The 25,571-nt window shown below is 57.0% G+C and carries 15 protein-coding genes, 1 tRNA gene and 4 pseudogenes; 17 read left to right on the forward strand and 3 right to left on the reverse strand.

Translation table 11 applies throughout. The features are described 5' to 3' along the window. The first annotated feature begins 46 nt into the window (after positions 1–46). Positions 47–516 (forward strand): annotated as a pseudogene (locus tag AU14_RS15820) (flavodoxin family protein). Between the two features lie 22 nt (positions 517–538). On the opposite strand, the gene AU14_RS15825 reads toward AU14_RS15820, so the two are convergent. Next, positions 539–805, reverse strand: coding sequence for a PilZ domain-containing protein (locus AU14_RS15825; RefSeq protein WP_236744145.1), 267 nt, complete (start codon positions 803–805; stop codon positions 539–541). Between the two features lie 357 nt (positions 806–1,162). Between AU14_RS15825 and AU14_RS15830 the strand changes: the two genes are divergently transcribed. From AU14_RS15830 to AU14_RS15840, 3 genes and pseudogenes are all read left to right on the forward strand, one after another. After that, positions 1,163–3,571, forward strand: coding sequence for a Lon protease family protein (locus AU14_RS15830; protein ID WP_041344056.1), 2,409 nt, complete (start codon positions 1,163–1,165; stop codon positions 3,569–3,571). Between the two features lie 39 nt (positions 3,572–3,610). Then, positions 3,611–4,236 (forward strand): annotated as a pseudogene (gene fixJ / locus AU14_RS15835) (response regulator FixJ). A 45-nt stretch (positions 4,237–4,281) separates the two neighbouring features. Further along, positions 4,282–5,869, forward strand: a pseudogene (locus AU14_RS15840) (ATP-binding response regulator). 8 nt (positions 5,870–5,877) lie between these two features. Here AU14_RS15840 and AU14_RS15845 read toward each other — a convergent pair. Continuing rightward, positions 5,878–6,753: a MaoC/PaaZ C-terminal domain-containing protein gene (locus tag AU14_RS15845; RefSeq protein ID WP_041344057.1), complete on the reverse strand. Its 876-nt coding sequence runs from the start codon at positions 6,751–6,753 to the stop codon at positions 5,878–5,880. A 272-nt stretch (positions 6,754–7,025) separates the two neighbouring features. Between AU14_RS15845 and AU14_RS15850 the strand changes: the two genes are divergently transcribed. Both AU14_RS15850 and AU14_RS15855 read left to right on the forward strand, forming a co-directional pair. Beyond that, positions 7,026–8,057 carry an AraC family transcriptional regulator gene (locus tag AU14_RS15850; protein ID WP_041342390.1) on the forward strand — a complete coding sequence of 344 codons (1,032 nt, stop codon included), beginning with the start codon at positions 7,026–7,028 and terminating at the stop codon, positions 8,055–8,057. 160 nt (positions 8,058–8,217) lie between these two features. Beyond that, positions 8,218–8,294 (forward strand) — tRNA-Asp (locus AU14_RS15855). A gap of 165 nt (positions 8,295–8,459) precedes the next feature. Here AU14_RS15855 and AU14_RS15860 read toward each other — a convergent pair. After that, the gene (locus AU14_RS15860) at positions 8,460–9,563 is read right to left on the reverse strand and encodes an AraC family transcriptional regulator (RefSeq protein ID WP_094191241.1); all 1,104 of its coding nucleotides are present in this window, start codon (positions 9,561–9,563) and stop codon (positions 8,460–8,462) included. A 156-nt stretch (positions 9,564–9,719) separates the two neighbouring features. Here AU14_RS15860 and AU14_RS15865 point away from each other — a divergent pair. From AU14_RS15865 to AU14_RS15915, 11 genes and pseudogenes are all read left to right on the forward strand, one after another. Beyond that, positions 9,720–11,788 (forward strand): annotated as a pseudogene (locus tag AU14_RS15865) (oxidoreductase). A 225-nt stretch (positions 11,789–12,013) separates the two neighbouring features. Beyond that, a complete protein-coding gene (locus AU14_RS15870; protein ID WP_041342393.1) occupies positions 12,014–13,270 on the forward strand; it encodes a hypothetical protein in 1,257 nt (418 codons plus the stop codon). A gap of 113 nt (positions 13,271–13,383) precedes the next feature. After that, complete coding sequence (locus tag AU14_RS15875; protein ID WP_041342396.1) at positions 13,384–14,268, forward strand: NAD(+) kinase; 885 nt, start codon at positions 13,384–13,386, stop codon at positions 14,266–14,268. A gap of 2 nt (positions 14,269–14,270) precedes the next feature. Next, entirely contained in the window at positions 14,271–15,284 is a 1,014-nt protein-coding gene (locus tag AU14_RS15880) for a metallophosphoesterase (RefSeq protein ID WP_041342400.1), read from the forward strand. Positions 15,285–15,323: 39 nt separating this feature from the next. After that, the gene (locus AU14_RS15885) at positions 15,324–16,178 is read left to right on the forward strand and encodes a rhomboid family intramembrane serine protease (RefSeq protein WP_041342401.1); all 855 of its coding nucleotides are present in this window, start codon (positions 15,324–15,326) and stop codon (positions 16,176–16,178) included. A 174-nt stretch (positions 16,179–16,352) separates the two neighbouring features. Continuing rightward, positions 16,353–16,646 (forward strand): YeaC family protein, encoded by a 294-nt coding sequence (locus tag AU14_RS15890; protein ID WP_041342404.1) that lies wholly within the window; start codon positions 16,353–16,355, stop codon positions 16,644–16,646. Continuing rightward, the gene (locus AU14_RS15895) at positions 16,643–17,482 is read left to right on the forward strand and encodes a DUF2797 domain-containing protein (protein ID WP_041342407.1); all 840 of its coding nucleotides are present in this window, start codon (positions 16,643–16,645) and stop codon (positions 17,480–17,482) included. Before AU14_RS15890 ends, AU14_RS15895 begins: the two co-directional genes overlap by 4 nt. Before the next feature lie 83 nt (positions 17,483–17,565). Further along, positions 17,566–20,208, forward strand: a complete 2,643-nt coding sequence (gene pepN / locus AU14_RS15900; protein ID WP_041342410.1) for an aminopeptidase N — start codon at positions 17,566–17,568, stop codon at positions 20,206–20,208. 176 nt (positions 20,209–20,384) lie between these two features. Continuing rightward, on the forward strand, positions 20,385–21,773 hold the full coding sequence (locus AU14_RS15905) for a DUF1329 domain-containing protein (protein ID WP_041342413.1): 1,389 nt from the start codon (positions 20,385–20,387) through the stop codon (positions 21,771–21,773). Positions 21,774–21,917: 144 nt separating this feature from the next. After that, positions 21,918–23,063 (forward strand): WD40/YVTN/BNR-like repeat-containing protein, encoded by a 1,146-nt coding sequence (locus tag AU14_RS15910; protein WP_236744146.1) that lies wholly within the window; start codon positions 21,918–21,920, stop codon positions 23,061–23,063. A 46-nt stretch (positions 23,064–23,109) separates the two neighbouring features. Continuing rightward, positions 23,110–25,494 carry an efflux RND transporter permease subunit gene (locus AU14_RS15915; protein WP_041342420.1) on the forward strand — a complete coding sequence of 795 codons (2,385 nt, stop codon included), beginning with the start codon at positions 23,110–23,112 and terminating at the stop codon, positions 25,492–25,494. The last annotated feature ends 77 nt before the right edge of the window (positions 25,495–25,571 follow it).

Consider the following 25,571-nt stretch of genomic DNA (forward strand, 5'->3'; position numbering starts at 1 on the left):
CTGAGTTAACCGGCGTTGGTGCTTTAACCGAAACCTGGGGAGGGCTATGGCTGACACAAAGCGACTGCTGATTGTTGCCCATGCGCCCTCCCCGAATACCCTCAGACTCCGGGACGCTGTGCTGCAGGCGCCCGCCACGACGATATCGAGAATGTCGAAGTGACGGTTCGCGCGCCCCTGGATGCCGGCCCGCAGGATGTGCTCGCCTGCGACGCCATCATCCTGGGCACCACCGAAAACCTCGGCTATATGAGCGGGGCATTGAAAGATTTCTTCGACCGCAGTTACTACCCCTGTCTTGAGAAAACCCAAGGCCTGCCTTTTGCCTACTATATCCGCGCCGGCCACGACGGCACCGGAACCCACCGTGCCATCGAAAGCATCACCACGGGGCTGCGCTGGCGGCGCATTCAGGATCCGTTGATCTGCCGTGGTGAATTCCAGGACAGTTTCGAGGATCAGTGTCAGGAGCTTGGGCTTTACGTGGCGGCCAGTCTCGATGCGGGGCTCATCTAGCCGAAGTGGTTAAATGAGGCTGCTAGCCGGCAAGCCGGCTGTAAAGCCCCTCAATCCGGGACAGGGCATTGTCCACAGTGCGTGAATAACCTTTCTTGTCCAGGCAGTAGCTGAATTGCACGCTGACCCGGTAACCCGTTTGAAACGGCTGACACTCCACTACTTTGGCACCAACCCGGGATTCCCGGATGTATTTGCCGGCGAAGTCCATGAACAGCCGAGCGCCGGGCTCTACCGGTCTCGGGCAGAGCACGGCCATCCCGTAGCGGTTGAGGTCGAGACAGGTCACGGGAGTCGTCTGCTTGCCCCAGCCAAAGAAGCCGCGTTCTCTTAAATGAACCTGAAGGCAAGATGCTGGATAGCGATCTTTGATTCTGCGATCTGTTGAATCACTCGTCATAGAAAGGCGTCCATTGCGTGTCTTGTCTTTGTTATCGGCCGGCTAGCGACGGCTTGGGGATAGCCGGGAAGGGAAGTTTAGTTCCGGTGCGGCTGTCTGAAAAATGACCGATCGCAAAACTGTGAACTGGGTGGCACTTCGGTAAAGGCGTGCCATGGCAGCAGAAATCTTATGCACACACGCGACAGGGGCCGCTCCAGAATCTACAATGACCGGCCATTGATTCAACCGTTACAGGACCGCACCTTGAAGTCACTGTCTCTGCACCAGCTGTACAAAGCCTGTGTTCTGAAAGACTTACCGTTTAAAACGACCCGGCAATTAAAGCCCCTCGCCGAGATTGTCGGGCAGAATCGGGCTCAGGAAGCCGTGCGTTTTGCGCTCGCCATGCCGCACGGCGGTTACAACGTCTACGCCGTCGGACGGAACGGGCTGGGTAAGCGGACCATGATGCTGCGCTATCTTGAGCATCATGTGGACACCAAGCAGAAGAGTCACGACTGGTGCTACGTGGCGAATTTTGAGGAGCCCCGGGTTCCCCGCCTGCTGCAGTTGCCTGCCGGACAAGGCACTCAGCTGAAGCAGGATATGGAAAAGCTGATGGCCCGGTTGGTCAAGGTAATTCCGCAAACCTTCGACAGCGACAGCTTTCTAGAGCGTTCCGAGCAGCTCAAGAACGAGTACGCCAAGATGCAGGAGGATGAGCTGGAGAAGGTGGCGGCTCAGGCCAGGCGCAAGAAGGTCAGCCTGACGGTATCAACGCCCGGCGGCTACCGCTTGGTGGCGATGAATGGCGAAGAGCCCCACACGGCGGAATCCTTCCAGGCGCTGACCGATGCACAGCGGGACAAGTTTGAGGATTCCATCAACCGGCTCGAAAAGAAGCTGCGGGCTGCCCTGCGCAAGCTGGCGGACTGGGAGCAGGAGTACGCCGATAAGCAGCAGGCCCTGAATACCGAGACGCTGGAAGGTATTTCCGGGCATCAGATCGACGAGCTGAAAGAAAAATACAGTGACCTGCCGGACGTGGTGTCGTTCTTTGAAGCTGTACGCAAGGATCTGGCTGAAAACCTGGACATCTTCCTGGATGACGACGACGAGCAGGCGGCCATCGCCTATGCCTCCCTCGACAAGAAGATGCCCCGTCGTTACCTGGTGAACACGCTGGTACACCAGAAAACCAATGAAGTGCCGGTGGTGGTTGAAGACAACCCCAACTACCACAACCTGTTTGGCTACGTGGAAAACGTCACCTATAAGGGCACGGTGTTTACCGACTTCTCCCTGATCCGGCCTGGCAGCCTGCACCGCGCCAACGGCGGCTATCTGCTGATGGACGCGATCAAGGTGCTGGAGCAGCCCTACGTCTGGGATGGCTTGAAGCGGGCGCTGCGTTCCAAGTCTATCCAGATCAACTCTCTGGAGCGCGAGCTGACCCTGTCCGGCACTATTTCCATTGAGCCGGAGGCGGTTCCCCTGGATGTCAAAATCGTCCTGTTCGGTGATCGTGAGACCTGGATGCTGCTGCAAGAGTACGATTCTGAATTTGCAGAGCTGTTCAGGATTACCGCTGATTTCGAGAACGAAATGTACCGGTCGGACGACAGTCAGCTGCTGTACGCCAAGTTCATTGCCAGCCTGGTGAGCGAGAAAGAGCTGCTGCATTGCTCCAATAAGGCCGTAGCCCGGGTGATTGAGCACAGTGCCCGTATGGCCGAGCATCAGGACCGGTTGTCCCTGCACGCGGCCGATATCGCCAATTTGCTGAGGGAATCCGATTATTGGGCCCGTCAGGCCGGTGCCAAGCTGATTCAGGACACCCACGTTGAGCGGGCCCTGGAAAGCGCGAAATACCGCAGCAGCCGTATTCGCGACCAGTTTTACGATTCCATTCGCGATGGCTCAACGCTGGTGACCACTCACGGCACTTGTGTGGGCCAGGTTAATGCGCTCTCGGTGTTGTCGACCGGCGGTTTCGAGTTCGGCTTGTCTAACCGTGTCACTGCGACCTGCTACTATGGAGATGGCGCGGTGATGGATATCGAGCGCGACGTCAAACTGGGCGGCAACATCCACTCCAAGGGTGTGATGATTCTCAGCTCATGGCTGGCCTCGCACTTTGCGGTTACTGATCCCATGCATCTGTCTGCCAGTCTGACGTTTGAGCAGAACTATGGCGAGGTGGATGGCGACAGTGCTTCTCTGGCAGAACTCTGCGCCCTGATCTCGTCGTTGGCGGAGATTCCGGTGCGCCAGGATCTGGCCATTACCGGATCGGTTAACCAGTTTGGTGAGGTTCAGCCAATTGGTGGCGTAAACGAGAAAGTCGAAGGCTTCTACACCACCTGCCAGCTCAAGGATGGCCTGACCGGAACCCAGGGCGTGATCGTACCCAGCACTAACGTTCAGAACCTGATGCTGGACAGCGAAGTGGTTCAGGCCGCCCGCGAGGGTAAGTTTGCGGTGTACGCGGTTAGCCGGCTGGAAGAAGCGGTTACCTTGCTGCTGGGCATTCCTGCGGGCAAAGCCGACGACAAAGGTAGGTACCCGAAGCAGAGCGTTTTTGGCATTATCCAGCAAAGGCTCGAGAAGATGCGCGAACATGAGCGCCAGGAGCACAACCGTGATGACCACAAAGATCCGTCAATCCACTGACCGGACATCATAAGAAAACGGACAGGAGAGAACACACAGATGACTGATATCCAGCAGACCGTATACGTAGTAGAGATGATGAGGCGGTTCGTGATTCATTGGAATTGCTGCTGAAATCCGACGGCAAGCCGGTTCAGACCTTTGAGAGTGCTACCAGCTTCCTCAAAGAGTATTCCGACAAGATGGCTGGCTGCATTGTGCTGGATATCCGCATGCCCGGTATGGACGGCATGGAATTGCAGAAGAAGCTGAACGACAAGCATTCGATTCTGCCCATCATCTTCGTCACCGGCCACGGCGATGTGCCCATGGCGGTGGATGCCATGAAAGAGGGCGCGGTCGATTTTATTCAGAAGCCGTACCGGGAAGAGGCGCTGCTGGAGAAAATCGAAGCGGCACTGGCGCAGGACCTTGAGCAGCGCAAGACTCTGGACGAAAAGCAGGAAATCATTCGCCGGGTGAAAAGCCTGACCCCACGTGAGCATGAAATCATGGATCGGATGATTGCCGGGCAAGCGAACAAGGTGATTGCGATCGAGCTTGAGATCAGCCAGCGTACGGTGGAGATCCACCGTTCCCGGGTCATGCACAAAATGGGTACCCATTCACTTGCGCATCTGGTCCGTATGGTCTTGTCCGTAAAGGACCTTATCGACGCCCGTTGATCCAGGCGGCATCATACGGAGACGTTTTTAACCGGCTCCCTTTATATGACTGAAGTTGTCAGTGAGAACTCGGAGGTGACGGTTCTGCTTGTGGATGACAATCCGCAGAACCTCAAAGTCCTCTATGAGACCCTGAAGGATAAAGCTATCGCCTGCTGATCGCCAACGAGGGCCAGAAAGCACTGGACCTCGCCCACCGGCATCAGCCCGAAGTGATCCTGCTGGATATCATGATGCCCGACATGGACGGCTACGAGGTGTGTGAGCGCCTCAAGGCTGACCAGGCGACCGCTGACTGTGCGGTTGTATTTCTGTCGGCGCTGGATGACCTGCAGGCCAAGGTGAAGGGTTTCTCGCTGGGTGGTGCTGACTACATTTCCAAGCCCTTCCAGTCCCTTGAGGTAATTGCCCGGGTAAAGACCCACGCCCGCGTCATCCGGTTGGAGCGCGAGCTTCAGGCCCGTAACCGGGAGCTGAAGGGTGATCAGGCCCGCATCCTGAACTCGATCAGCGAAGGTATTTACGGTCTGGACGAAAACGGTGTCATCGAATTTGCCAACCCGGCTGCGGCACAGATCATGGGATGTCCGGTTGATGAGTTGATCGGCCGGAATTTCTTCGAAACCCATTTTGCCACCTGCCAGGAAGGCCAGGACGGTTTGCCTGGTCACACTACCTGCAGTCAGGGCGTGGCTGAAAATCAGCGCAACATCCGGATGTTGCGTATGGACGGCAGCGGTTTTCCCGCCCAGTACCGGTCTACGCCAAAGCTGGACCAGGGCGAGCTGCACGGTGCCGTAGTGGTGTTCGATGACATAACCGCCGAACTGCAGGGCGAAGCCGCCCTGGAAGAGGCGCGGGCACTGGTGCAGGAGCAGCGAGATCAGCTGGCTCATGCCTCGCGTCTGACCACTATGGGTGAGATGGCAGCCGGTTTTGCCCACGAGGTGAATCAGCCGCTTACCGCGATCACCAATTACGCGCGTGTATCCAAGCGCATGATGGCCAAGGAAGAGCCGGATCTGGGGCTGCTGGGTGAAACCCTGGATAAGATTGAAGCCCAGTCACACCGCGCCAGTGAAATTATTCGCCGCATCCGTCGATTCATGAAAAAACCGGCCACAGGTAAGGAAGTCATCTCGGTACCGGCGCTTCTTGAGGATACTCGCCAGTTTGCTGAAGTGGATATGCGCAACAACGAGGGCGGCATTGATTTGTCAGTGCCCGACGACCTGCCCGACGTGACCGCCGATCCGATCCAGGTTCAGCAGGTTGCTCTCAACCTGATCCGAAATGCCCTCGAGGCCACCCGAAGCGCCGACGCTTCAGTTCCGGTCCATGTGAGTGCTGCGCTGCTGGGTTCCAGTTGTGTCCGGGTGCAGGTGCGGGATCACGGTATTGGCCTCCCAGACGACGCCGAGGACAAATTGTTCCTGCCGTTCTACACCACCAAGGACGAAGGCATGGGGATCGGCCTGGCAACCTGTCGGTCGTTGATTCAGCCCAAGGCGGCGATATAGGCTTTGAGCGTCCAGAAGGTGGCGGTGCCTGTTTTTACTTCACCTTGCCGATCGCGGGCTCCTCAGGCGCTCCCTGTGCTCCAGAGCAACCGTCAGGATTTGAACAGGGCTAGTGGCTCGGCTAGAGCCATTCAATGCGGCCGCTTAGATGCGGCGCATTGCCCTGGGCATTCAGCAATTGAAAGTCCCACCCGGATTCACCTGTCCGCCAGTTTAATTGCGCGGTTCCCGGCAGCAGTAAAGGTTTCTTGAACTGGCAGCTGATCCTTACCGGGCCTGGTTGCCAGTCCTTTTGCTGTTCCAGCATGGCCAGCGCCTGAGCTTTACTCCACATTCCGTGTGCAATGGCTTTCGGGAACCCGAAGGCCCGGGCAGTGACTGCGTGCATGTGAATAGGGTTGCGGTCACCGGAGACGCCAGCGTATCGACGTCCGGTCGGCTCGGGCGCGTTTATGCTGACGGTATTGGGGTAGCGCTCAAGTTCAGGTGGCGGGGCCTTCTTTGTGGTGGTGCTCTCGGTTCCCGATCCTCGGGACAGGTTTATGCTCGACTCCTCCCACACCAACTGCCCGGCTGAATAGACCTCGGTAATCAGGTCAAACTCCAGGCCCCGGCTGGTGCGTTCCTGTGCGCCCAGTCGCACCCTCAGGTCCAGAATTTCACCCCGCCCTATCGCTCGATGCTGGGTGATGGTGTTGCGCAAGTGCACCAGTCCCAATAGGGGTAAAGGAAAGCGCTTGTCGGTCAGCAGCTTCAAGTGCAGCGGAAAAGCCATAACATGGGGCCAGGTAACGGGCACCCGGATGCCGGGTTGGAAGCCGCAAATTGCATCGTACCTGGTCAGGGTTTCGTTGTAGGTGCTGGCGCCAATCAGTTCGGCTGATAGGGAAGGTAGGGCAATGTCACCGTTATTCTTGGGGTTCTTCGGTGCCAGGGCTCTGGTGTAAAGGGGCAGCAATTTCGGTGGCTGGCGGTAATAGATCAGCGGATCTGGCATGTCGTTATTCTCCTGGCTTGAATCGTGCCTTTTGAGTAAATTCGCATCTGATCGCTTCTGTTCAAGCCGCATGGGTACCAATCCTTATTTTCATTTTGGTACAACTGTGCCTCTGTGGCCTGATATGCTCTAATACCAGAGGTTAGCCTGCGAACATTTATATTACAGGTTTCAACTCTGGCAAATTCAGCCGGATCAGGCATTGACCGGCGTGCATGGCCGACTGTCCGGTGGGTCAAAGTGGTATTTGATAAATAAGAAAGCGGGATCGTATGCAGGAACTTCGTGACGCGGGAGTGATGTTGCGCCTGATCTATGAGGCGATGAAGCAAAAGGGTGTTGATACCGACGCGATATTCAGTCGTTTGGGTGTTGATGAAGCTTACGTTTACACCGAGCAGCTGCGGACACCCCACAGCGCCCAGCTGTATTTCTGGCAGGCGGTGGAGGACGTATCTGGCGATCCGGATATCGGATTGCACCTGGGTGAATTGCTCCCGGCCTACAAGGGCCAGGTGCTGGAGTATCTGTTCCTGAGCAGCCCCACCTTTGGTGAAGGCCTACGACGGGCGCAGAACTACCAGCGTTTACTCAGCGATGCCGCGAATACGGATTTCTTTATTGAGGGCGATGATGCGTGCATGGTGCTCGATGCCGCCTCCGACGAGGTTAGCCGCCTGAAGCATTTTAATGAATGCTTCGTGCAGGGTGTGATCATCTTTTTCCGCTCGATTACCAACAATTCGTTCTATCCGTCCAGGATTGAATTCGAACACGAACGAACCGAAGGGCAGGCGCACGTTGCTGAGATTCTTGGATGCGACGTGGTGTTTGGAGCCGAGGAAAACCGGCTCTACTTCCCGGTAAAACTGCTGGCTCATGCGTCGCCCCATGCCGAGCCGGAACTGCTGGATTTGCACGAGCGGTTTGCCAGTGAGCAGGTCGCGCGGTTGGAAAAAAGGGACATTGTTGGCCAGGTTGAGCGTATTGTCGCCGAGTTGCTGGACAGTGGTGAGGTCACTCTGGACGCGGTCGCCGGGCGCCTTGAAATCAAACCGAGGACTTTGCGCACTCGGCTGGCGGAGGCGGAAACCAGTTTTAACCAGGTACTGGCAGATTTCCGCTATCGGCTGGCCCGTCAGTTGCTCGCGACCACCGACGAGTCCATTGACGAGATTGTGTACCTGACCGGATTTTCCGAGCCCAGCACTTTCTATCGGGCCTTTAAGCGGTGGTCGAACATGACCCCGATTGAGTACCGGAAAACAGCGCAGGGCAAGGACGCGATGGTCGCTGCTATGTAGTTAATATGTAGCGAATATGCAGCAAAGACGGATTCCGAATATTTTTTCGGAAAAAGCGTTGACATAAATAAGGGCGTCTTTATAATGCGCCCTCGTTGTCACAGAGCAATCACACCCTTGATTGCGCAGCCCAAGTTGGGCGAGACGTGATGACCAACGCGGAGCGGTAGTTCAGCTGGTTAGAATACCGGCCTGTCACGCCGGGGGTCGCGGGTTCGAGTCCCGTCCGCTCCGCCATTTTTTCCTTCCCCGCTTTACCTTTTTCTTCTCTGTTTTATCGTTCTCAGCTCTTACATCATTTTGTCATTTCTTTGTCATCACTGTGCTTCAGTGTTTGCTTTCGTGTGTTGTAAAAAAACGGGAGTGACTCATGCTGGATTACGAGGAAGAGCTGATCGAAAGTCAGTTCGAAGAGTTTGACGACGACGATGGCTGTGACGACGCCACCGAAATCTGACTGACTGATCTTAGTTGTTGCCGGTGTTCGCCGGGACTGATTGCAAACCAGCGCTTGTAAGCTTTGTGAAACGCCGCCGGATTGGCAAAGCCCAATAGCCAGGCAATCTCTGCCAGTGAGGTATCCGTCTCCCGGATGTATTCGGTGGCCAACTGTTTCCGGGTATCATCCACCAGTTCTCGAAACCTTGTGCCCTCAGCGCTTAATTGCCGTTGCAGTGTCCACGGGGCCACGCCCAGTTTGGTAGCGACGATATTCAGTCCCGGGCTTTCGCCCCGGAACAGGGGGGGTAGCAGATGCCTTACCCGGTCGGCTGTCGTCCATCCCCGCTGTATTTGCTGCAGTTCCCGTTCACAGATTTCCACCAGTTGCTCATGCGTGGCCGGTTGCGCATTCAGGGACGCCTGCGCCCACGACTCGGGTTTCACGGTGATGCTGTTCTCCTCCGCGCCAAAGTGCACCGGGCAACGGAACCAGCTTTCAAACAGATCATCCTGACCGATGGAGGGATACTCGATGGTAACCCGTTCAAGCACCTCATACCGATTGGTGATAGTGCGAACGAACTGAGTCCACGCCGCGAGAACCGAATCCACCACAAAGTAGTTGAACGCGTTGTAGGGCCGGATCGAATAGAACAGAACTTGCCGATCCCGGGATCGCACCGAGGGGGCGCCTCGGCTGTTGTGGCTTGAAAGGGTGGAATAGCGCACCAGGGTGGGCAGAGCCGCTCCCACAGTGGGCGCGCATTGGCCTGCCAGTCCGGCAATGCCGGTATCGACCGGGCGGGTCAGTGCGCCCATGCGCAAGCCCAGAGCACGGTTGCCGGTTTGAGCAATAGCGGCGTGTCCGAGGCGCATATAGCGCGGAATACTGATGCGGGCGACCGGCGAGGTCAGGGTCTCGTTGCTCAGCCGGAAATCAGAAATCAGTTGTTCGATATTGACGCCTTCCGCCGCGGCAGCCCGCAACAGTACCGAGGCGTATCGAACGCTGATGTCGCCAAGGGCATTTTGGCGTTGTGGTTGGGGCGACGGTCGTGTGCTCATCGAGGGCTAAAGATAGATTCTGTCTGACATGTAATTTCAGGATAACAGAATGTTATCCACGGATATTGTTGATCGCAAGTTAGCCGGGTAGCTTAGAGCCATACAAAAAGCTGGACCCCTTGAAGGTCCGCCCCTGACGAGCATGAGGAGACCACCATGACCGCAACCGCCACGCCAGGCGTCGCCAAATACCCGAACCTGCTTGAGCCGCTTGATCTAGGCTTTACCAAATTGCGCAACCGGACCCTGATGGGTTCCATGCACACGGGGCTGGAGGAGGCCAAGAACGGTTTCGATCGGCTCGCTGCGTTCTACGCCGAGCGGGCCCGTGGCGGCGCTGGCTGATCGTGACCGGCGGTATTGCGCCCAACGTTGAGGGTGGGGTTTTTCAGCACGCGGCCAAGATGACCGGTCAGGACGAAGTCGAGCAACACAAGATCATCACCCGCGCTGTGCATGAGGCTGACGGTAAGATCTGCATGCAGATCCTGCACGCCGGGCGCTATGCCTATTCGCCGGAGCTGGTTGCGCCCTCGGCCATTCAGGCACCGATTAACCCGTTCAAGCCTAACGAACTGGACGAGGCCGGCATCGAGAAGCAGATTCAGGATTATGCCGACTGTGCGGCCCTGGCCCAGGGCGCCGGCTATGACGGTGTCGAGATCATGGGTTCTGAGGGGTATTTCATCAACCAGTTCATTGTCTCCCACACCAATCACCGTACCGACGGCTGGGGCGGCAGTTACGAGAACCGCATTCGCCTGCCCCTGGAAATCGTTCGCCGGGTTCGTGAGCGCGTTGGCGAGAAGTTCATTCTGATTTACCGGTTGTCGATGCTGGATCTGATTGAAGATGGTAGCACCTGGGAAGAGGTGGTTCATCTGGCCAAGGAAATCGAGAAGGCTGGTGCTACGATCATCAACACCGGCATTGGCTGGCACGAGGCGCGGGTACCGACCATTGCTACCTCAGTGCCCCGGGGCGCCTTCACCAAGGTGACCGCACGCCTGAAAAGCGAGGTCAGCATTCCGCTGGTCACCACCAACCGAATCAACATGCCGGACGTGGCAGAGAAGATCCTGGCCGAGGGTGACGCTGATATGGTCTCCATGGCTCGTCCGTTCCTCGCCGATTCGGACCTGGTATTGAAGGCCGCCGAGGACCGGGCTGATGAAATCAACACCTGCATCGGCTGCAACCAGGCCTGTCTGGACCATACCTTCAGCGGCAAGCTGACGTCCTGCCTGGTTAACCCGCGGGCCTGTCACGAAACCGAGCTGACCTGGGTGAAAGCAGCGTCACCGAAGTCGATCGCCGTGGTCGGTGCCGGTCCTGCGGGCCTGGCCTTTGCGTCGGTCGCGGCCGAGCGTGGCCACAAGGTCACCCTGTTCGACGCTGGCAGTGAGATTGGCGGTCAGTTCAATGTCGCCAAGCGTATCCCGGGCAAGGAAGAGTTCTACGAAACCCTGCGCTATTTCCGAGTCATGCTGGATAAGCATGGTGTTGATGTTCGGCTGAACACCCGGGTCGATGTCGAGGATCTCAAGGCAGGCGGGTACGACGACGTGGTTCTGGCGACCGGTGTTCACCCGCGTACGCCCGAGATTGAAGGTATCGATCATCCGAAAGTCATCGGTTACCTCGACGCCTTGCTGGAGCGTAAGCCGGTCGGTCAGAAAGTCGCCGTTATCGGTGCCGGTGGAATTGGTTTCGACGTCTCCGAATTCATCGTGCACAAGGGTACCTCAGCGGCCCTGGACACGGACCACTTCATGCGCGAGTGGGGTGTGGATCTCAGCGTTGAGCACCGTGGCGGTATTAAGGGGGTAACACCGGAAGTGCCGGAGCCGGCCCGCGAGGTTTACCTGCTGCAGCGTAAAGCGTCGAAAGTGGGTAAGAACCTGGGTAAGACCACGGGCTGGATTCACCGGACGTCGCTGAAGAATCGTGAGGTACAGATGGTGCCGGGGGTCAGCTATCGCAAGATTGACGACGATGGCCTGCACATCACGGTAACGCCCAAAGGCGCAGAGCAGGGCGAGGATCGTGTATTGCCCGTGGACACCATCATCGTCTGTGCAGGCCAGGAGCCTCTGCGTGAACTGCAAGGCGGGCTGGAAGCCGCTGGCGTTGCCGTGCACCTGATCGGCGGCGCGGATGTTGCGGCCGAGCTGGATGCCAAACGCGCCATTGATCAGGGCAGTCGCCTGGCCGCCGAACTGTAGGGTTCTGTGTGAGCGCCAGTGGTTTACCGCGGCGCTCACAAAACGTTGCAGTTTTTCCCTGTGCACAAGAAATTGACTGACTAGACTGTTAGCCGAAGTCTGCCAGTTTGTGGAGCCGCCCTTGTTGGATTACATTGGCGGTTCTGCCAGCACCGCATGCGTTGGAACATTCCGTGTGGTTTCGACGTGTTGGTGGTATATCTTGTGATATTTAGGGAGTAGTAGATGGTATCTGCCGACCAGTCGACGGACGGTTACGCGGCGGTCTTTTTCATGGACGAAGGTCAGGTCGTCCGCCAGATGCGCGCCAGCGAGTTTGGTGCGTTCCTGGATGGTTACGTGGGGTTGTCCGACCTCGCGGAGACCGATGTCAAAGCCGTGCTGGTTGAACTGGACCCGGAGCTGCGTGTCCAGGCGCTGGTGTTTTTCCGCATCTGGTTCGATGAAGAAGGGCGGGCGGACGCCAACTGGAACGTTCCCATCGAAGATCTCGCCAAGCGGGGTGCCAAAGGCCCTGATCTGGGCGGTGGTGCGATACGGCTGGTATGCCGTAGCCAATGCCCAGAACCGCGGTTCGCCGACGAGTTGTGGGATCCTGACATGACTCCCGGCAACAACCACTTCCAGGCCATCCGCAAGGCCGTTGACGGCAATTCCCTGAAATTCCGCAAGATTGAGGCTCGGCCAGCCCGGCGTGAAGAGGATATTCCGGTACTCAGTGCCGACTCCGACTCTGCTGACGATGATGAGGATTCGGGCACTTCCGCGGATCGCGTGCGCCTGGCCCAGGTCATCCGCGAGCAGCGCCTGCGCATCAAGACGTTGCAGAGTGTTCATCGTGACACCATGTCTGATCTGCAGCGCGAACACCGCCTGGAGCTGCAGGCCCTGCGGGGTGAATTCGCCGAGATTGAGCAAAAGTACGAGCGCCAGCGTCTGAGCAATGAGCAGCTGAAGAAGAGGTTGTCAGAGCGTAATGAACAATATCTGACGATGCAGGAGCAGATCGCGGAGGGCGGTGAAGCCAAGGAGCGGGAAGACGCCAACACCAATGCCGAGATGGTGTTGCTCCGGGAGCAGCTGGATCGGAAGCAGCGTGAGCTGGAACTCCGCGACGACCGGATTGTGGCGCTGGAGCAGGAAAATCATGACCTGAGAAATCAGGAGCCGGTCGAAAATTCGATCATGGACCACCTCAAGAAGCAGTCGGTGTTTCTGGTGGCCTATCAGCCCGGAGCCGGTCACGTCACCCTGAAGTTCGAGGATATCAACACCTATTTCGCCAATCCGGTGGGCTATGCGGCCCAGCGGTGCGGTATGAATGAGCCTGCCTATCGGGACTGGCTCGAACACTACGAGCATCCCGTCTGCCGGTATGCCGACAAGAATGGCAGCCCCTGTGGCGAGCCGGTCATGCGCATCAGTCAGCCTGGAGAATTTCGCCCGGGTGTCGACGATCGTTGCGAGCAGCACAAGGCCTGACCTCGCGATCTTTTTTCAGTATCGGGGCGACTTTCGTTAAACTGTGAGCCAGATTGTCACGGGGCTCTGAGATTTGACAGGCCCCATCGCATCCCGACACCACAGGAAGTCTCATGGATCAATTCAGGAATATTGGCGTTATTGGCCGGATGGGTAGCGTGAAGGTGGTTGAATCCCTGCGCCAGCTCAAGCAATACCTGATTGCCAATCATTATCACGTCATACTGGAGGAAGACACCGCGGGTATGCTGCCCGGCCACGGTCTGCAGGTGGCCAGCAAAAAGCTGCTGGGCGAAATCTGCGATCTGGTTATCGTGGTGGGGGGCGATGGCAGCTTGCTGGGTGCCGCGCGTGAGCTGGCCAAATCGAAGATTCCGTTATTGGGCGTTAACCGTGGTCGACTTGGTTTCCTGACCGATATTTCGCCCTCGGATCTGGAAGAGCGCCTGGGTAAGGTGCTGGAAGGTGAGTACATCGAGGAGACTCGCTTTCTGCTGGACGGCAATGTCGAACGCAATGGTCAGCCACTGGGCTTCGGGACTGCGCTCAACGACGTTGTCCTGCACCCGGGCAAGTCCACCCGGATGATTGGCTTTGATCTCTTTATTGATGGTCACTTTGTTTACAGCCAGCGCTCGGATGGCCTGATCGTGGCTACCCCTACCGGCTCCACCGCATACTCGCTGTCTGCAGGCGGCCCGATCATGCATCCCAAGCTGGATGCCGTGGTTTTGGTGCCGATGTTTCCCCACACTCTCAGCAGTCGCCCCATCGTTGTCGATGGCAAGAGCGAGATCAAACTGGTGATCGGGGAGACCAATGAAACCTATCCGCAAATCTCGTTTGACGGCCAGATGAACATTGCCTGCGCTCCTGGTGACATCATTCGTATCACCAAGAAGCCGTTCAAGATCCGACTTATTCATCCGACGGATCACAATTTCTACGCCACCTGCCGTGACAAGCTTGGCTGGGCAAGCGACATTTCATCGAGTTGATCATGGCTGTAAACAGACAAGCCGCACACCGCGGTTACGACATCATTGGCGACATCCATGGCTGCGCCAACACCCTGATCCGGTTGCTGGAGCAGATGGGCTACCGCAAGGTGAACGGGGTGTATCAGCACCATCGCCGCCAGGCCATCTTCATTGGCGATATCATCGACCGGGGGCCGCGAATTCGCGAAGCCCTGCATCTGGTTCGCGACATGGTGGAACATGGCTCGGCCCGGATAGTAATGGGCAACCATGAGTACAACGCCCTGGGTTACTGCACCCGGGCTCGTCCCGGTAGCGGCAAGAAATGGCTGCGAGAGCACAACGCCCGCCACAACCGTCTGATCCGGGAAACGCTTGATCAGTTCGATGACCATCCCCATGAATGGAACGAGTTTCTTGAGTGGTTCTACACTATTCCCCTGTTTATCGAGGAAGAGGGTTTCCGGGTGGTCCACGCCTGCTGGGATGGAGACCTCATTGAGAAGTTCAAGCGGGTCCAGGGTGGCGCCTGCATCGATGAGGATTTCCTGCATGCCTCGGCTGCTATTGAATCCTTTGCCGGCCAGGTGATGGACACCTTGCTTCGTGGCACTGACCTGCGATTGCCGGAAGGTACCAGTATCACCGGGCGGGACGGCTATGTCCGGGAGTTTTTCCGGACCAAATTCTGGGCCGACGATCCCGAGACCTACGCCGATGTGGTGTTCCAGCCGGATCCTCTGCCGCCGGAGGTGGCGCGCAAGATATTGACGGACCAAGAGCGTAAGCAGTTGATCAGCTATCCGCTGAGTGCGCCGCCGGTTTTCGTTGGTCACTACTGGATGGAAGGCGAGCCGGCGCCGCTGAAGGGCAATGTCGCCTGTATCGATTACAGTGCGGTCAAGTACGGCCGGTTGGTGGCTTATCGCTTCGATGGAGAGGCAGTTCTCTCCCCGGACAAGTTTGTCTGGGTGGATGTGTCCCGCCCCGAGCAGTTCGGCTACCCCAACATGGAAGACAGTGTTGAGCGTTAACGCCGTTAATGCCTGTTACCCCGAGAGTCGAGGTAGTTTGTGTACCGCGTAAAGCAGTTGGATACCACGGTCGATCTGGCTGGCTTCAGTCAGTGGCTGACCGGTCAGGGTGTACCGCACCGAATCACCGAGGAAAATGACCAACAGGTTCTCTGGTTGGAAAATCCCCAGCACGCGGAACCAGTCCTGGAAGCCCTGGAGCGTTTTCTCGCCGAGCCTGAACTTCGGGACGCGGTTGATCGCCAGCAGCGTTCCCCGGTCTTCGTTGGTGGGCGCTGGCAGCCGTCGCCCAGGCACGCACCGCTGGTGCTGAGTGCGATTGTCGTTGCTCTGCTCATGGTCTGGGTGACATCCATGGGCCGCAATGAGCTGGCGGCTGGGCTGATGATGATCGATCCGCGCGATTTTGATTGGTCGACCCTGGCCGGTCGGATTGATGCGATTTCCAGTACCCTGGCTAGCGGACAGGTCTGGCGCCTGCTGACACCCGATTTCCTGCACTTCAGCTGGACCCACATCATTTTTAACTCGGTGATGCTGTGGTTCCTCGGCAGTCAGATTGAATGGTTTGATGGGCGAGGGCGGTTACTCACGCTCTTTCTGGTCACCAGTATTTTCTCTAATGGTCTTCAGTACCTGGTATCAGGTCCACTGTTCGGTGGGCTGTCGGGTGTGGTGTACGGCATTCTGGGTTATTGCTGGCTCAGTCAGCGCAAGTCGCCGCGATTCCAGTTTCCACCGGCACTGGTAACGTTCGCTGTAGCCTGGATGGTGATTGGCTTTACCCCGTTTACCGAAATGCTGGGGCTGGGCCGAATGGCCAATGAAGCGCACCTTGGCGGGTTTGTCAGTGGAGTGGCCCTTGCGTTGCTTTTGCCCGTAAAAAGACGGTGACAGCTCAAAAAAAGCCCCACCAGAAGGTGAGGCATTAAAAGAGCTTTTAGCTCCTGATGAGAGAGACCAAATGAAACGACCGTTGTCATTTGGTGGATTAATGATAATTATTATCGTTTGCATCTGTCAAACGATTCCGGCACATTTTTTTGAAGAGCGTTTCGGGAGTACCGAATGACTTACGATGAATTGATCGAACGACTGGATCCCACCGTCTACCGCAGCTTGCGTCTGTCTATTGAGCTGGGTAAGTGGCCGGATGGACGAAAACTGACGCCGGAGCAGCGGGAAATCAGCCTGCAGGCGGTGATTTACTATGAAAACCTGCACGGCGTCCCGGAAGAAGAGCGCACCGGTTATATCGACCGTGGTCGCAAGGCGGGTACTGCTTGCGATCCGTCGGTACAGCGCCAGAACAGCGCGGGCAACGATGTTGATCCGGACCAGTTTGTTGAGGTTAAGTCTTGAGTGATCTGATCGACGTATCGGGCCGGCTGCGCAAGATGCCGGCCGAGGCCGGAGAGCCGGTAACCTATTCCATTGCGGTCGGCGACAGCCGGATCCCGCTCAATGAATACCTCGGCAAGCAGGTTCGCATCGATTTCGAGGGTGTTATTCGTTGCATCAACTGCGATCGCACCACCAAGAAAAGCTTCAATCAGGGCTTTTGTTTTCCGTGTTTTCGGAAACTGGCGGCCTGCGACACCTGCATCATGAGCCCGGAGAAGTGCCACTATCACCTGGGCACCTGTCGCGAGCCGGAGTGGGGCGAGACCCATTGCATGGTGGAGCACGTGGTTTACCTGGCCAACTCGTCTGGTCTTAAGGTGGGCATTACCCGTGGAACCCAGGTTCCCACCCGCTGGATCGATCAGGGTGCCGTGGATGCCATCCCCATGGTTCGAGTGGCAACCCGATACCTGGCGGGCCTGGTGGAAGTTGCCTGCAAGGCCCACGTTGCGGACCGGACCAACTGGCGTGCCATGCTCAAGGGCGATGTGCCGGAGTTGAATCTGGCGGAAGAGCGGCAGAGGATATTAGGTCTGATCGCGGACGATATGTCGGCGCTGAAAGAGTCTCACGGTCCGGATTCAATCCGTGAGGTTGATGAAGACGGTCTTGGGCTCAGTTACCCGGTGGCTGTCTGGCCGGAAAAAGTGAAGACTCACAACCTGGACAAGGCTCCTGAGGTTGAAGGGGTGCTGGAGGGGATCAAGGGCCAGTACCTGATCCTCGACACCGGCGTGATCAATATCCGGAAATTTACCGGGTACGAAGTTCGTTTTCGGGTGCTGGGCGACTGATTCGTCCGACACCCGCCTGACCTGACACATTCCCGCCTGCCGGATTGCCGGCAGTGCGCGGCTGAGTAACCTGGAGATAGACAATGCGCACCAATCAACCCCAGACCATTTACCTCAGCGACTATAAAGTGCCGCCTTACCTGGTTGATCACGTCGACTTGCGCTTTGAGTTGTTCGAAAACGGAGCGCGGGTTCACAGTGCCCTGGTTGTGCGTCGCAACCCTGAGGCTGGCGCCGGTGATATTCCCCTTGAGCTGGATGGTGACAGCCTGGTCCTGGAATCGGTCGGGCTGGACGGCGTCACCCTGAATGAAGCGGCTTATGAAAACCGCGGCGACAAGCTGATCATTGCCTCCGTGCCTGAGCGCTTTGAATTGACGGTGGTTACCTGGCTCGAGCCTCAGAACAATACCCGCCTGGAGGGGTTGTACAAGTCCTCCGGCATGTTCTGCACCCAGTGCGAGGCGGAGGGTTTTCGCTGCATCACCTATTTCCCCGATCGTCCCGATGTCATGTCCCGTTTCCGCACCCGAGTTGAGGCCGACAAGCAGGCCTACCCGGTGCTGCTGTCCAACGGCAACGATGTCGATCGCGGTGACCTCGACGATGGCCGCCACTTCGTCACCTGGGAAGATCCGTTCCCCAAGCCCTGTTACCTGTTTGCCCTGGTGGCCGGTGATCTGGTTGAGAAACGTGACACGTTCACCACCTGCTCGGGTCGGGACATCGATCTGAGGATGTATGTTGAACCACGTAACTCCGAAAAGTGCGAACACGCCATGGACTCGCTGAAGCGCTCCATGCGCTGGGACGAGGAGGTGTACGGCCGTGAGTATGATCTCGACATCTTCATGATCGTTGCGGTTGATGACTTCAACATGGGGGCCATGGAAAACAAGGGCCTGAACATCTTCAACTCGTCCTGCGTTCTGGCCAGCCAGGATACCGCCACGGACCTTGCCTTCCAGCGGATTGAGGCGATCGTGGCTCACGAATACTTCCACAACTGGTCGGGCAACCGGGTTACCTGTCGCGACTGGTTCCAGCTCAGCCTGAAAGAAGGCTTCACGGTGTTCCGCGACTCCCAGTTCTCGTCCGACATGGGGTCGCCAACGGTGAAGCGGATCGAAGACGTAGCCTTGCTGCGCACCGCGCAGTTTGCCGAGGACGGCGGCCCGATGGCGCACCCGATTCGTCCTGCGTCGTACATGGAGATTTCCAACTTCTACACCCTGACCATCTATGAGAAGGGTGCCGAAGTGGTGCGCATGATCCACACCCTGTTGGGCCCGGAACTGTTCCGGAAGGGCAGCGATCTCTATTTCGAACGCCACGACGGCCAAGCTGTGACCACCGACGACTTCGTCAAGGCGATGGAAGATGCCTCTGGCCGTGATCTTTCCCAATTCCGGTTGTGGTATGAGCAGGCGGGCACACCGGTGCTGAACGTGTCCGATGAGTTTGATGCGGAGCAGGGCGTCTATCGCCTCACCATCAAGCAGGCCATCCCTGATACGCCGGGCCAGACCGACAAGAAGCCTCAGCACATCCCCTTTGCGCTGGGGCTCCTCGGTGGCAAGCGTGAGTCTCTGCCGCTGCGCCTGCAGGCAGGTGAGCAAGATGCACCCACGGAGCGAGTGCTGGAACTGACCGGTGAGACCGAGGTGTTCGAATTTCATGGTCTCGATGAATGCCCGGTGCCGTCGCTTCTGCGGCAGTTCTCGGCACCGGTCCGTGTGCGCTACCCCTGGACTCGGGAGCAGCTGTTGTTCCTGATGAGCCACGATCCGGACGGCTTTAACCGTTGGGACGCTGGCGAGCGGCTGGCGGTGGATGTGATTCAATCGTTGGTGGGCACGCCGAAGGACGCACCAGTAGATTCCAGACTCGTGACCGCCTATCGGCACCTGGTGTCGGATTCATCTCTCGATCAGGCGCTGGTCGCCAAAATGTTGCAGCTGCCGTCGGAGGCCTACCTGATCGAGTTGGCGGAGAGTGCCGATGCACCTGCCATTCATGACGCCCGCGAGCGGGTGCTCAAGCATTTGGCCATAGCGCTGCGTGATGACCTGATTGCCTGCTACCGTCGCAATGTCGAGGCAGGAGCCTATCAGGTTACGCCTGACCAGATTGCCCGTCGCAGTCTGCGCAACACCGCGCTGGCGTGGCTGCTGCAGATTAACGACGAAGAAGGTCGGGAGCTTGCGCTGCGTCAGTTCCGGGAAGCGGACAACATGACCGATCGTATTGGCGCACTTCGTGCGTTGGTGAACTCGGATTATGAAGCTGACCGCGCCCAGGTTCTGGAGCAATTCTACGAGCGCTTCAAGGACGATCCTCAGGTGGTCGAGCAATGGTTCTCGGTGCAGGCCGCCAGTGACCGTGCTGGTCAGTTGCCACAGATTCACCAGTTACTCGAGCACGAGGCATTCGATTGGAAGAACCCGAACAAGGTGCGTTCCGTGGTGGGGGCCTTTGCCGGTCAGAATCTGGCCGCTTTCCACAGTCCCGACGGTTCCGGCTACGATTTTCTCGCCGATCAGGTCTGTCGCCTGGATGACAGTAACCCCCAGATTGCGGCCCGGCTGGTCACTCCGTTGACCCGCTGGAGGCGCTTTGCGCCGGCCTATAGCCAGCGCATGAAGGCAGCGCTGGAGCGGATCCGTGATAAAGCAGGTCTGTCACGGGACGTTTATGAAGTGGTCCATAAGAGTCTGGCCGGTTAATCGTTGAAGGGGTGTTCCGGCTGTGTCGGTCAAGTGAAGACACAGCCGGATACAAAATCGCACTTTTGATCGATAGACAATCTTGGACGTTCGTCTAGTCTGTGGCAAAGTCTGTGTCATGAGCAGACAACAATAAAAAGCCCTTCAGAGGCTTCCAGACGGACTAAGGTTATTCAATGAAATACAATAAGAACGCTATTCTCGGCGGCCTTATGGCCCTTTCTGTCGCCGCGGCACCAGCTTATGGTGCGGTGTCATCCAGCCAGGCTGCACGCCTCGGCAACGACCTGACCCCCTTCGGTTCACCGATGGCCGGTAACGAGGCGGGCACTATCCCGACCTGGGATGGCGGTATTACAGAGCCACCGGCAAGTTATGAGGGCAGTGGTCACCATCATCCGAACCCGTTTCCGGACGATGAGGTGCTGTTTACCATCAATGCCGACAATGCAGACCAGTATTCCGAGCATTTGACCGATGGCCTCAAGGCCATGTTCGAGGCTTATCCGACCACGTTCGAGATTCCCGTCTACAAAACACGCCGAAGCCACTCGCTACCGGAATTCGTCGAGAAGGATACCCGTGAAAACGCCACCAGCGCGAAGATCGTTGGTGAGGGTGCCGGACTTGATGGCGCCTTTGGCGGCTACCCGTTCCCGATTCTGAGTGGCAATGACGAGCAGAAAGCCTGGCAGGTAATCTGGAACCATCTGACCCGCTGGCGTGGTATCTCTCTGACCCGTCGTTCCAGTGAAGTGGCTGTCCAGCAGAACGGCGATTACACGCTGGTGACGTCGCAGCAGGAAGCGTTCTTCAATTACTACAATCCCGAGGGCGGTGAAGACACTCTCGATAATGTGATTTTCTACTACCTATCGTTTACCCAGTCGCCACCCCGTCTGGCCGGTGGTGCGATTCTGGTTCATGAAACCCTGAATCAGATTATCAATCCGCGAAACGGCTGGGGCTACAACGCCGGCCAGCGCCGCGTACGCAGGGCACCTAATTTGGGTTATGATTCCCCTATCGCGGCAGCCGACAACCTTCGTACGGCGGATGACACCGATATCTTTAACGGTGCCTTGGATAGATACAACTGGACGTATGAAGGCAAGCGGGAAGTGTACATCCCCTACAACAACTATGAGATTGCCCAAAAAGGACTGTCTTACTCCGAGATTCTGGGCAAGACCCATCTTAATCCGGACCTGATGCGTTGGGAATTGCACCGTGTTCACGTAGTTACGGCTACACTGAAGGACGGCGAGCGACACATCTACGCCAAACGGCGCTTCTACGTGGATGAGGACAGCTGGAATACTGCGCTTCTTGATCAGTACGATGGCCGTGGCGAACTGTGGCGTGTGAGCATGGGCGTTCTGAAGAATTATTACGAGCTGCCAGGTACCTGGACAGCGCTGGAGGCCTTCCACGATCTGCAGGCTCGTCGCTATCACGTTCAGGGTCTGGACACGGAAGAGCAGAATACGACGGTCTTCACCGATGATGTTCCTAACAAGCGATACTTCTCGCCGGCTGCGTTGCGTCGTCGGAGTGTTCGCTAAATTTCAGCGAAAATGGAACCCTCTGTACCAACTCAACGTTGGCACATACCATACCGGCAACTTTCGGGTTGTCGGTATGTTTATGCTGAAGGGCTCGAAAACTGATTCAAGTTACACAGTTACCAACAACTATAGGCAATCCGAATGGCTACAAGCTTTATGTGTAAAACCCTTGGTGCAGCATGCCTCGGGCTTTCCATGGCCTGTGCGACCCCTGTTGCATTTGCAATTGCGGACGTCATTGAGACACCGGCGCGTCCAACAGAGCTGGCTCCCGATAATCTTCTGAACGATGTTGAGCGTGCTGGCGATCGCCTTGTGGCGATTGGTGAGCGCGGTCATATCATCTTTTCAGATGATGAGGGGGTAACCTGGACCCAGGCAGAGGTCCCGGTTTCTGTCACGCTGACCGGCGTTGATTTCGGCAGCGAGACTCATGGCTGGGCTGTTGGCCACAGCGGTGTGGTGCTCCATTCGGACGATGCCGGCGAAACCTGGGAGCTTCAACTGACCGGTATCCGCGCCGCGGAACTGGCCATTGAAAGCCAGGAAGAAGCCATTGCAGAGATGGAAGAGCGTATTGCAGCCGCCCCGGAAGAAGAAAAGTCGGACCTGGAATGGGCGCTGGATGATCTGCTCTTTGCCCTTGAGAACATGCAGGCGGATCTCGATATCGGTCCGGTCAACCCGTTCCTGGATGTCTGGTTCGGCGATGAGGACACCGGTTTTGTCGTCGGCGCCTATGGTCTGTTCTTCCACACCCAGGACGGTGGCGAGACTTGGCAGGATTGGTCGCCGCGACTGGAAAACGCCCAGAACTTCCACTTGAATGCGATCACCCAGATTGGCGGCGGCGCCATGGTGATTGCCGGTGAGGCGGGGCAAATTCACGTTTCGCAAGATAATGGCCAGACCTGGGAGCGTCGTGAAAGTCCCTATCCTGGTTCGCTGTTTGGTGTGACTGGAACCAGTCAGGCGGAAGAAGTGTTGGTCTTTGGTCTACGAGGTACGCTGATGCAGTCCTCTGACCTCGGCCAGACCTGGACTACGGTCAATACTGGCTCCACCGCAACGCTCAATGACGGTGTGTACCTGAATTCCCGGATCATCCTGGTCGGTAACGGCGGCGCCGTACTTACCAGTGGTAATGGTGGTGATACCTTCCAGGAGTACCTGCGTGACGACCGATTGGGTCTCATGAGCGTGGTGCCGATTTCTGGCACTGAATTGCTGCTGGTCGGTGAGGGTGGTGTCACCACAACCAATGCCAAAGGCAAAAACCTTCAATAATGCCCTGATGTGGCAACAACCGAACAGACAATTAAGGGGCTTTTGAATGTCTAACCTTAAGCATGGCAAGGACGAGCATTACCTGACGACGCCAAAAGCGGAGCCGTTCCTGGAACGCCTGATCTTTAATAATCGCGCCGTTATCCTTTTTGGCTTCGTGCTGCTAACGCTCTTCCTGGGCTACAACGCTGCGAAGATCCAGCCGGACGCCAGTTTCGAGCGGATGATTCCGCTTGAGCATCCGTACATCATCAACATGCTCGATCACCGGGACGATCTCCAGAATCTCGGTAACTTCGTCCGTATTGCGGTGGAAGTGGAAGAAGGCGATATTTTCACCGCCGAGTACATGGAAACCCTTAAGCAGATCACCGACGAGGTGTTCTATCTGGACGGTGTTGACCGTTCCGGTCTGAAATCCATGTGGACCTCGAACGTCCGCTGGGTTGAGGTGACAGAGCAGGGCTTCCAGGGCGGCACGGTCATCCCGGATGACTACGACGGATCCGACACCAGCCTGGAAACTCTGCGTCAGAACGCGCTGCGCTCCAATGAAGTAGGGCGCCTGATCGCCGACAATTTCAAGTCGACGATTGTTTACGCGCCACTGTATGAAACCAATCCTGAAACTGGCCAGCCGCTGGACTACGGCGAGTTCTCTCGTCAGCTCGAGGAGAAAATCCGCTCGAAGTACGAAGAGCAGAACCCCAACGTTGAAATCCACATTGTTGGTTTTGCCAAGAAAGTCGGTGACCTGATTGAAGGTATCGGTTCAATCGCCTGGTTTGCCGGTATCACCATCGTACTGACTACGCTGCTACTGTTCTGGTACTCCCGCTGCATTGCCGGCACCCTGGTTCCGGTATTTACCTCCATCGTTGCCGTGTTCCTGCAGTTAGGCGCCCTGCGCCTGCTGGGTTACGGTCTCGATCCGTACTCCGTTCTGGTTCCATTCCTGGTGTTTGCGATCGGTATCAGTCACGGGGTTCAGATCGTCAACGCCATGGCGGTTGAAGCGGCCAAGGGTTTTGATGCGATAACGGCGGCACGTTTGGCGTTTCGTGCGCTCTATATTCCGGGCATGCTGGCCCTGATTTCAGATGCTTTTGGCTTCCTGACGCTGTTCTTTATCGAGATCGACGTAATCCGGGATCTGGCGGTTGCGGCCGGTATTGGTGTTGCCTTTGTAATTATCACCAACCTGGTGCTGCACGTCCTGATCATGTCTTATATCGGCATTTCTAAAGGCGGCGTGAAGCATGTCCAGAACCATGGAGAAAAACAGGACCGCAAATGGCATGCGCTGTCGTACTTCTCCCATCCCGGTGTTGCACCGATTTCCCTGCTGATCGCAGTAATTGGACTTGGGCTAGGCCTGTACTATAAGCAGGACCTGAAAGTGGGCGATCTGGATCGCGGTGCTCCTGAGCTGCGTGCAGATTCCCGTTACAACAAGGACAATGCCTTTATCATCGACAACTACTCCACCAGTGCCGACGTGCTTGTAGTGATGGTGAAGACACCGGTTGAGCAATGTACCCAGCACGACGTTCTGCGTGCCATGGACAGCCTGCAGTGGGAGTTGCAGAACACCCCGGGCGTCCAGTCGTCGGCCTCTCTGGCAGACGTCTCCAAGATCGTAACCAAGGCGCTGAACGAGGGTAACTGGAACTGGTACGAGATCTCCCGTAACCAGACCATCATCAACGCGTCTATCCGTAACGCTCCGTCAGGCCTCATCAACACGGACTGTAGCCTGACTCCGGTGCTGGTGTTCCTGGAGGATCACAAAGCAGAGACCCTGCAAACCGTGGTTGAGCGGGTTGAGGAATTTGCCTCAAGCGCCAGCAACGAGCAGCACACGTTCCTGCTGGCAGCCGGTAACGCCGGCGTGGAAGCGGCCACCAACGAGGTCATTTCCAACGCCAAGGACAAGATGCTGATCATGGTTTATGGCGTGGTGAGTCTGCTGTGTCTGCTGACCTTCCGCTCGATCCGGGCCGTACTGTGTATCGTGGTGCCGCTGGGGCTGACTTCCATCCTCTGTGAAGCGATCATGGCGGTCTCTGGTATCGGTATCAAAGTTGCCACGCTGCCGGTTATCGCGCTTGGTGTTGGTATCGGTGTCGACTACGGTATCTACATATACAGTAAGCTCGAGAAGTTCCTGTTGGAGGGCAAGCCGCTTCAGGAAGCTTACTTCGAGACGTTGAAGTCCACAGGTAAAGCGGTTATGTTCACCGGCGTGACCCTGGGTCTTGGCGTAGTGACCTGGATCTTCTCTCCGATCAAGTTCCAGGCAGACATGGGCTTTCTGCTGTTCTTCATGTTCCTGTGGAACATGGTGGGCGCAATCTGGCTGCTGCCGGCCCTGGCGCGCTTCCTGCTGCGCCCGGATCGCATGTTGGCCAAGGCTCAAGCCAAGAAATAATCGCTTTTCTGATTTGCAAAAAAGCCCGCTCTGCGGGCTTTTTTGTTTAATGGTCAAACGGTTAGCGGTGAGGGTCC

This window comes from Marinobacter similis (assembly GCF_000830985.1).
Taxonomy (GTDB): Bacteria; Pseudomonadota; Gammaproteobacteria; order Pseudomonadales; family Oleiphilaceae; genus Marinobacter; species Marinobacter similis.

Coding starts and splice junctions, on each gene's coding strand:
- AU14_RS15845 (WP_041344057.1), bottom strand. CDS start 6,753: ATGCCAGATCCGCTGATCTATTACCGCCAGCCACCGAAATTGCTGCCC.
- AU14_RS15910 (WP_236744146.1), top strand. CDS start 21,918: ATGGCTACAAGCTTTATGTGTAAAACCCTTGGTGCAGCATGCCTCGGG.
- AU14_RS15915 (WP_041342420.1), top strand. CDS start 23,110: ATGTCTAACCTTAAGCATGGCAAGGACGAGCATTACCTGACGACGCCA.
- AU14_RS15890 (WP_041342404.1), top strand. CDS start 16,353: ATGACTTACGATGAATTGATCGAACGACTGGATCCCACCGTCTACCGC.
- AU14_RS15850 (WP_041342390.1), top strand. CDS start 7,026: ATGCAGGAACTTCGTGACGCGGGAGTGATGTTGCGCCTGATCTATGAG.
- AU14_RS15905 (WP_041342413.1), top strand. CDS start 20,385: ATGAAATACAATAAGAACGCTATTCTCGGCGGCCTTATGGCCCTTTCT.
- AU14_RS15860 (WP_094191241.1), bottom strand. CDS start 9,563: ATGAGCACACGACCGTCGCCCCAACCACAACGCCAAAATGCCCTTGGC.
- AU14_RS15880 (WP_041342400.1), top strand. CDS start 14,271: ATGGCTGTAAACAGACAAGCCGCACACCGCGGTTACGACATCATTGGC.
- AU14_RS15875 (WP_041342396.1), top strand. CDS start 13,384: ATGGATCAATTCAGGAATATTGGCGTTATTGGCCGGATGGGTAGCGTG.
- pepN (WP_041342410.1), top strand. CDS start 17,566: ATGCGCACCAATCAACCCCAGACCATTTACCTCAGCGACTATAAAGTG.
- AU14_RS15870 (WP_041342393.1), top strand. CDS start 12,014: ATGGTATCTGCCGACCAGTCGACGGACGGTTACGCGGCGGTCTTTTTC.